Annotated in this window: 4 protein-coding genes; all 4 read right to left on the bottom strand. The window is 74.1% G+C overall.

The genetic code is table 11. The features are described from left to right. Positions 1-499, bottom strand: a 499-nt coding sequence (locus tag GV126_RS34130; protein ID WP_201299983.1) for a phosphoenolpyruvate carboxylase, incomplete at its 3' end; no start/stop codon positions are given. A 22-nt stretch (positions 500-521) separates the two neighbouring features. Then, entirely contained in the window at positions 522-1379 is an 858-nt protein-coding gene (locus tag GV126_RS34125) for a DUF6282 family protein (RefSeq protein ID WP_159675106.1), read from the bottom strand. After that, positions 1372-3237, bottom strand: a complete 1866-nt coding sequence (locus tag GV126_RS34120) for an isocitrate/isopropylmalate family dehydrogenase (protein WP_159675104.1) — start codon at positions 3235-3237, stop codon at positions 1372-1374. Before GV126_RS34120 ends, GV126_RS34125 begins: the two co-directional genes overlap by 8 nt. Further along, a partial coding sequence (locus GV126_RS34115; protein ID WP_369123917.1) for an alpha/beta fold hydrolase occupies positions 3234-3665 on the bottom strand: 432 nt, incomplete at its 5' end. The genes GV126_RS34120 and GV126_RS34115, both read right to left, overlap by 4 nt.

Raw genomic sequence — 3665 nt, 5'->3', positions numbered from 1 at the left:
GGCGGGTGTCCAGGCGGCGCCGGTCGGAGGCGACGACCGGGGTCTCCAGCAGTGCGGCGATGCGGCGCAGCTTGTTCAGCACCGAGCGGCGGGCGGCCTCGGGGGGGGGCGCGGTGAACACCGGGCGCACGTTGAGGGTGGCGACGGGCTGGCGCAGGTGCTCGGGATCGGCGTCCTTGAGCCGGTCCGCGGGACGGGCCAGCGCCGATTCCTTGCGCTGTCGCGCGTTCCGCAGGGCTCCCGCGCGGTGCACCTGTTCGGCGACGTTGGCCAGGTGGAAGTAGGTGGAGAAGGCGCGGACCAGCTTGGCCGCGGTCTCCAGTTCCATGCCGCGCAGCAGTTCGGCGGCGGCCTCGCCGTTCTCCCGGGTGAGACGGCGCACCTTCTCGACCAGTTCGAGGAGTTCGGGGCCTTCCTGCCGCACCAGGGTCTCCCCGAGGAGATCGCCCAGTCGGCGTACGTCGGTGCGCAGAGCGTCGTTCTTGATGGAGACGTTCACGGGGTCCTCTCCACACAGCGGTTCAGGGCGACAGCAGCCCCGAGGGGTTGACTGAGGTGATGGCGCGCACCTGAGCCGCGGTCAGCCCGGCTCGGGCGAACCACTCCCGGCTGAGCCGCAGCCACTCGGCCGGCTCGGGCTGGTCCGGCTGACCGAGATCGGAGCCGAACACGGTTCGTGGGTGCGCACGGACGAGGTCGCCGAGGTGGCGGGCGTCGCGGTGGCCCAGCAGGAGCGTCAGCGCGGTGAGTTCGACGTACAGGCCGGGCACGTCGGCCAGCTGGGACAGGTCCTCGACGGTGAGGCCGGACATCGGGTGCGTGGCATGGGTCAGCAGCAGCCGGGGCAGATCCAGGCGCGTCGCCTCGTCGATCACGCGCAGCGTCTCCTCCCGGTCGCAGTGCCCGGTCGCCACGGCCACGGGCAGGTCCTTGGCGGCCCTGAGCACCTCCCGCACCGAGCGGCGCAGCCCGCCGGAGGACTCCAGGACCCGGTCGGTGCGCCAGCGGTCGGTGTCCAGCAGGGGGTGGAACGGCTCCCGGCGCAGCGCGGACCGGTGCCCGGCGGCGACCATGGTGGGCAGGTGGACGAGCAGCCGGGCCGGGCTGTCCGGACCGTGGGCGTAGACCGCCTGCTCCACGACGCGGGGGTGCACACCGCCCGCCAGGTCGTTGAGGACGACGGTGCCGGAGACGGGCAGGCCCTCCTGGCGGGCCTCCCAGGCGCTGGCCGCGGTGGATCCCAGGTGGCTCTTGACGACCACCCAGCCGCCGATGCCGGCGTAGGCCCGGCCGGCGCCGCCGGTGGTCAGGCGGCGCCGGTACAGGTCGGGCCCCGCGTGGTAGTGGACGTCCACCACCTGCCGAGCGAGGTCACGCATGGCCGGAAGCCGGGGTGGGGCCTTCCCACGGCCGGGCGTAGCCGTACGTACGGCGGGCCTCGTCCAGGCGCATGCCGCCGGTCGCGGCCTCGGCGATGGCCGCCTCGGTCCGCTCCACGCGCTCGGCGCGGTCGGCGACCTCCGCGGCGTGCGCGGCGGGCACGACGAGCACACCGTTGTCGTCGGCGACCACGACGTCACCGGGGCGCACGGTGACGTCGCCGATGGTGATCTCCTGCCCGGGCGACGCCAGCTCCACCCGGTTCTTGCCGCTGACCATCGTCGTGCCGGTGCTGAACAGGGGGTATCCCGCGGCCCGGATCTCGGCGATGTCGCGCGCCGATCCGTGCAGCGCCGTGCCGCGGATTCCTCTGCGCTGTGCCACGGCGGTCAGCAGCGAACCCCAGTTCGTGCAGGTGGTGCTGCCGCCGTTGTCGATGACGACGAACGATCCGGCGGGCACGTCGTCCAGGTAGTCGGCGGCGTTGCGAAAGCGCTGCTCGCCGCCGGGGTCCACCGGCCGGTAGCCGACGGTGTAGGCCCGGCCGGCCGCGCGGGTGCCCGGCACGCGGGCGGTGATGCCGGTGAGGACACCGGTGATGCCCAGGCTGTCGAGGGCGTCGGAGATCGAGGCGGTGTCCAGGCCGGCGAGGCGGTCCACCACGTCCATGGGCACCGCCGATGCGTCGTCGGCGGCGTCCGGTGTCGCCTGTGCGGCGGGGGCAGCCGTCTGGGGTGCGGCGCCGCCGGGCAGTTCGCGGGCCACCGCGCGGGCCACCGCGCGGGCCACCTCGCGGGTACCGGCGGTGCCGCCCAGGTCGTAGGTGACGGTGGTGCGGGCCCGCGCGACCTTGCGCACCGCGGTGCGCAGCTCCTCACCCGGTACGGCCAGCCCGAGGTGGTCCAGCATCTGGGCGATCGTGAGCAGCATCGCCATGGGGTTGGCCTTGTCCTGCCCGGCCATGCCGGGGGCGCTGCCGTGCACCGGCTCGAAGTAGCTGCCGCGGTCGCCGATGTTGCCGCTGGGCGCGAGCCCCAATCCGCCCATGACGCCCGCACCGAGGTCGGAGAGGATGTCGCCGAACATGTTCTCGGCGACGAGCACCCCGAACCGTTCCGGCCTGCGCACCATCCACAGGGCCACGGCGTCGACGTTGAGGATCTCGGTCTCGATGTCCGGGTGTTCCCGGGCGATGAGTTCCAGGCGTTCCCTCAGATGGTTGCTGCTGTGGCGCAGGACCATCGGCTTGTCGACGAGGGTCAGTCGGTGGTGGCCGTGCGCCTCGGCGTAGGCGAAACCGAAGCGCAGCAGCCGGTCGATGCCGAACCGGGTCTGCAGGCGGAGCGTGACACTGGTGGCCTCGGGTCCGGAGGCCTGCGCGTTGGGGTGGTGGCGTACCGCGTCCCACAGCGCGCCGTCCAGGCCGTGCACGTCGATGCCGGCGTACAGGCCCTCGGTGTTCTCGCGGATCACGGTGAAGTCGAAGCGGCCTTCCGTCAGATCGGTGACGGGCCGGATGTTGGCGTACAGACCCAGGCGCTGGCGGAGCTGCACGACGGGGGAGACGTACTTCAGGCCGGTGCCGCGCAGGGACGGCGTCAGCTCGGCCTCCGTCTCGCGCAGCGGCTTGCTGGTGATGGCGCCCAGCAGGCAGGTGTCGGTCTCCTCCAGGAGTTTCCAGGTGCGCTGCGGCACCGGGTCGCCCTCCTGCCGCCAGCACTCCCAGCCGATCTCCCCGAAGCGGAAGTCCAGGGGAAGGCGGAGCTGATCGACGACGTCGAGCGCGGCGGAGACGACCTCCGGCCCGATGCCGTCGCCCGGGAGCACGGCGACGCTCTTGGTCTCGGTCGGCTTCATCTCAGTCCCTTCTGCCGCAGCAGTGTCTCGACGAGCGCGGACACCGCTGCGGGCTGTTCGGCGTGGGGGCGCATACCGGCCCCGGCGATGACGTGCACCCGGTGGTGCGGTGCGGCGGCGGTGTGCCGCAGGGTGACCAGTTGGGAGCGGCCGCCGACGATCTGGAGCAGGGGGCCCGGATGGGCCCGTACGGCCGCGGAGACGTCGATCCCGCACAGCAGGCGCAGTCCCCCGGCCAGCCTGCGGGCCGCCTCCGGGTCGGTCCGGGTGGGGGTCCGCGCCGCCGTCGGGCCGGGCCTCGGGCCGTCCGCGGGCCGCCCCCGCCGGTGCAGCCGGGCGCGTGCCTCCGCGCTCCGGCCCGCCGCCGCCCGGTCGGCGATCCGGGCCCGCCGCCGCCCCCGGCCCCCGGCCGCGCGGGCCGGCCCGCG

It is taken from the genome of Streptomyces mexicanus (assembly GCF_902506575.1).
Taxonomy (GTDB): domain Bacteria; phylum Actinomycetota; class Actinomycetes; order Streptomycetales; family Streptomycetaceae; genus Streptomyces; species Streptomyces mexicanus.
This window is presented reverse-complemented; position numbering and strand designations above follow the sequence as displayed.